At 62.5% G+C, this 4,301-nt stretch carries 5 protein-coding genes; 3 read left to right on the top strand and 2 right to left on the bottom strand.

The window, feature by feature from the left end; all coding sequences use genetic code 11:
* Nucleotides 1-213: 213 nt before the first annotated feature.
* Complete coding sequence (locus AB0L58_RS42885; protein ID WP_364397464.1) at nucleotides 214-684, bottom strand: VOC family protein; 471 nt, start codon at nucleotides 682-684, stop codon at nucleotides 214-216.
* Nucleotides 681-1,661 carry a DUF5996 family protein gene (locus tag AB0L58_RS42880; RefSeq protein WP_364397461.1) on the bottom strand — a complete coding sequence of 327 codons (981 nt, stop codon included), beginning with the start codon at nucleotides 1,659-1,661 and terminating at the stop codon, nucleotides 681-683. Before AB0L58_RS42880 ends, AB0L58_RS42885 begins: the two co-directional genes overlap by 4 nt.
* Nucleotides 1,662-2,355: 694 nt before the next feature.
* Between AB0L58_RS42880 and AB0L58_RS42875 the strand changes: the two genes are divergently transcribed.
* The 3 genes from AB0L58_RS42875 to AB0L58_RS42865 form a co-directional block, all read left to right on the top strand.
* Nucleotides 2,356-3,729, top strand: coding sequence for an OFA family MFS transporter (locus AB0L58_RS42875; RefSeq protein ID WP_364397458.1), 1,374 nt, complete (start codon nucleotides 2,356-2,358; stop codon nucleotides 3,727-3,729).
* Nucleotides 3,726-3,863: a hypothetical protein gene (locus tag AB0L58_RS42870; protein WP_364397456.1), complete on the top strand. Its 138-nt coding sequence runs from the start codon at nucleotides 3,726-3,728 to the stop codon at nucleotides 3,861-3,863. The genes AB0L58_RS42875 and AB0L58_RS42870 overlap by 4 nt, the downstream gene beginning before the upstream one ends.
* A gap of 197 nt (nucleotides 3,864-4,060) precedes the next feature.
* Nucleotides 4,061-4,301: hypothetical protein (locus AB0L58_RS42865; RefSeq protein WP_364397453.1), on the top strand; the 241-nt coding region annotated here is incomplete at its 3' end.

The raw sequence follows: 4,301 nt of genomic DNA, 5'->3' as shown, positions 1-4,301 counted from the left end.
TACCGCAACGGGGCCAATTGATATCGAGAAGCGCTCGCACGGTCACGCTTTCCGGGCGCGAGGGTGAACTGGTCATAGCGAGTAGGCCTTCGGTCCCACAGCACGGATCAGATCAATGCCATGACCTGGACCTATCCAGCGCGCCCGCACCCGCTACTGCTGGCACACACGCCCAACCACACGCCGCCTCGAATGAGCCCAATGCCAAAGCCGCTAGCTTTCCCCCTTTTCAGCGCTCCCCGCATCCCGGTCGGCGTATATGCCGTGGCGCATGCCGGTGGCCTGGCCGATCTCGATGAGGTAGCCATCTGGGTCGCGCAGATAGCACCGGATCTCGGCTTTGCGGTCGAGTGGTTCGGTGAGGAATTGCGCCCCTTTGGATTTGGCGTCGGAGTAGAACGCGGCGATGTCGGCGACCCGCACGTTCAAAAACGACGAGACCGGATCACCTGGTTCGCGGGGAGTCAGAGTGGTATCGGGTTTGTCCGGGGTCGGGCCGCCGCCCGGGTTCATGATGATCCAGCTGTTGGCGACCTTGACGATGGCCGGGTTCTCCTCCAACACGACCCGGCCGCCGAAAATTTCGGCGTAGAAATCTCGGGACCGAGCCACGTCGCGCACGGTCAGGAAATGCGTCAAGAGAAGTCCCTGTTCAGGAGCGGGTAGGTCGTTCCGACTGGTCACGATTCCCTCCATGGGTTCAGTGTTCGCCGTTTCTGGTCCCACCGGTGCGGATCGCATTCGAGTGCTGCGCGGTCCCACTTGCCGCGATCGGCGGCCGCTTGATAGGTGGTGTGCAGGAATTCCAGAAGGGTTCGTTCAGGATCTGCCGCGGTGCGTACCGCCTCGTAGGGCAGCAGAAACTGGCCGTTGACGGTGCTGTAGAAGGCGTGGCGAGGACCGACCGGATAGTCGGCGAAGCCGTCGGGTTCGGGATAGGCGTAGGCGTAGAAGGCGCCTTCTTCACCGCCACCCGGCCAGAATCCGCAGCTGCTCAACTCGTGGGAATAGCCCTCCACCATCACCCAATCACCGCAGTTGGGTGCGCCGCCCGGATGCTTCGGCGCGGCGCGGCCGGAGAACCTGGTGCAGGCCAGATCCATGGCGCCCCAGAAGAAGTGCACCGGGCTCACCTTGCCGATGAAATACGAGCGAAACTCGCTCATTACTCGATTGGCCACGACGAGTTGGCGCCAGAACAGATGCACGGCGTCGCGATCATAGGAAGCATGCTCGTAGTCGTCGGCGAACGGGATCGCAGTAGCGACCTCGTTGGGCTTCGCCTGAATTTCTGCCGCAATGCCGAGCTCGTCGAGCGCACCCATCGTTTCGGCATAGAACTGTGCAACCGGCTTGGGTTCCAGAGCGACCTGACGGCTGTCGCCATCACTGGTTCGTATGTGCAACCGATGCGCGTTGAAGTCGAACTCGATGTCGAATACACCGGCCTCGTAGGGCATCGCGGAGGTGGTCAACCCCCGCGGGCTGACGTAGAGGGTGACCTGCCACCAGTGGTTGACCATCGGCGCATGAGCGAGTCGAATCTTGCCGATGATCTGGGTCCACATGTGCACCGTGTCGCGGGTATCGGTCCACTCCTCGACCCGCAACCGCGGCCAGCGTTGCGACGAGGCGATCTCTGTGCGAGCGGTCTCGGCCATCAGACTTCCTTGGTCCGGTCGTCGGTTTCGGTGCCGGTCGCGGCGCGGATTCTGCGACCATGCCGTGGCGCCGCGGGCGTCGAGCCTGTGCCAGTTATTCCGGAAAGCGAGCGGGTCGGCGTTGACGGTCTCCGGCGCGAGAAGATCGGGCCGGAACGACCAAAATCGTAGCGAATGTGTAGCTATCACTGGCAGTGTTTCACAACACCCGCCGACGTCGATTCACACCGGACAGCATGGCCACAACCGGACCGAACGCCAGCCAGGGATAGCCGGGAAGCCCGGGAGATGTTGCTCACCGAGACAGCATGTCGGCGCCGCGGCCACCTCGAAATTCGCCCCGAGGACCTCGACCTCCTTCCAGTGCGTGGTCCTGCTACGAGAAGAAGGTGCCACCACCCGGTGGCAGCCGGTGTCATCAACGTTGATGCCAGCGCTGCAGGCACACACCGCCGAGCGAAGTCCGTTACGCAACAAGGCAAGCCAGGAGGTCGGCAATCCCAAAACCCTTGTCGCCGCCGGCCACGAACCCCGATCCCGCAGCCCGAGCCACGAAATTCGCCCGGGATCGGGGAGATACGCAGAGCTCGTTGGATTTTCGGCGGTCCGGAACCCAACCCGGTTGCGCAGAACCACTATCACGATGGGTCGCGAGCCATATGATCACCGCATAGCGAGATGTGGAGATCGCAGTATGACCGCAGTAACCGAAGCCGGCGCCATCGGGTATTCCCGGATCATCGCACCGCCAGGTTGGAGTCGCTGGCTGGTTCCGCCTGCGGCACTGTCCATCCATCTGGCCATCGGGCAGGCTTACGCCTGGAGTGTATTCAAACCGCCATTGGAAAAGGCGATGCATGTCTCAGGTACTGGGAGTGCGCTACCCTTCCAGCTGGCCATTGTCATGCTCGGATTGTCAGCGGCATTCGGCGGGACGCTCGTCGAGCGCCGAGGGCCGCGCTGGGCGATGACCATATCGCTGGTGTGTTTCTCGTCCGGGCTGCTGATTTCGGCGCTCGGTGCGGCGGTGAACGCCTACTGGCTGATCGTGTTCGGGTACGGATTCATCGGCGGAATCGGGCTCGGCATCGGCTATATCTCACCGGTGTCCACCCTGATCCGCTGGTTTCCCGACCGGCCGGGCATGGCAACAGGTTTCGCGATCATGGGCTTCGGCGGCGGTGCGCTGATCGCGTCACCGTGGACCACCGAACTGCTCTCGTATTTCGGTCGAGATCACGTCGGCATCGCCGAAACCTTTTTGGTCATGGGCCTGACATACGCGGTGTTCATGTCGGTGGGCGTGTTGCTCGTACGGGTGCCGCCGCCGGGTTGGCGTCCGGCGGGCTGGGCGCCATCGGCGAAAGCGGCGAAGTTGGTGAGTAGCAACGATGTCGCTGCCAATGATGCGATCCGGACACCGCAGTTCTGGCTATTGTGGATCGTGTTGTGCTTCAACGTCACCGCGGGTATCGGCATTTTGGAGAAGGCTGCGCCGATGGTGATCGACTTCTTCAAACAGACCTCGACTCCGGTATCGACCGCCGCGGCGGCGGGATTCGTCGCGGTGCTGTCCGCCGCCAATATGGCCGGACGGATCGGCTGGTCGTCGCTATCGGACCTGATCGGCCGCAAGAATATGTACCGTATCTACCTCGGCGTCGGTGCACTGGCATACCTGTTGGTCTGGTCGGTCGGTCAGACCAACAAGGCCCTGTTCATCGCCGGCGCCATGGTGATCCTGTCGTTCTACGGCGGCGGATTCGCAACGATTCCGGCGTATCTCAAGGATCTGTTCGGGACATATCAAGTGGGCGCAATTCATGGCCGGCTGCTGACCGCATGGTCGGTAGCCGGGGTCGCCGGGCCCCTGATCATCAACGCCATCGCGGATTCGGGTGTGCGACACGGAAAGACCGGCTCCGCACTGTACGGTCCGGCGTTCGCGATCATGATCACACTGCTGTGCGTCGGATTCGCCGCCAACGAACTGATTCGCCCGGTCGCGGCGAAACACCACCGCAAGGTCGCCGCGTCGGCCGTCGTCACCGAGGGAGATCGGGTATGACCGAATCCGAGAGCGTCGAATCAGCTGGGCCGCAGCGTATTCCGCTGCTGATCTTCGCATGGGCGTGGGTCGCCGCACCGTTCTCCTACGGTATCTATCGGCTGACCGTGAATCTATTGAAGCTGTTCCAGTGACCATATGTTCACCGAGAACACCCGGCGGCGCGATCGACCCGCGTCGAATTGCCGCGCCCATTCCACCTATTCGGCGATAAGGTGCCGACAGCGAGGATCAGTAGGTCAACGACCGTCAGGTATTTCGGACCTTGTTCAGATCGTTTACCGGAGTCGGTTCTCATCCCCGTGGCAGCCCAGCCCGCATAATTCATAGTTTGCTGCGGTGCGCCGCCGAGGTGCGGGTCACCTCGGAATCGCCTATCGCGTCCGAGATTTCCTCGATCACCGACTACATCGGCAGCGCAGGGCCACGAGACTACTGGTCTACCGATGCGCTATTCGCGTTTCATGGCCTGGAGGCCGAAAACATCGCGCGGTGGTCAGGCAAGCAACTGCCTGGACCGCACAGTCGGTGTGTGCTGTGTCAGGTCGGCGGCCGCTTCGCGCTGGCCCGCC

Origin of the sequence: Nocardia sp. NPDC052112 (assembly GCF_040680135.1) — a bacterium.
Classification (GTDB): domain Bacteria; phylum Actinomycetota; class Actinomycetes; order Mycobacteriales; family Mycobacteriaceae; genus Nocardia.
The sequence above is the reverse complement of the archived record's forward strand: the minus strand, read 5'-3'. Positions and strand labels throughout refer to the sequence as shown.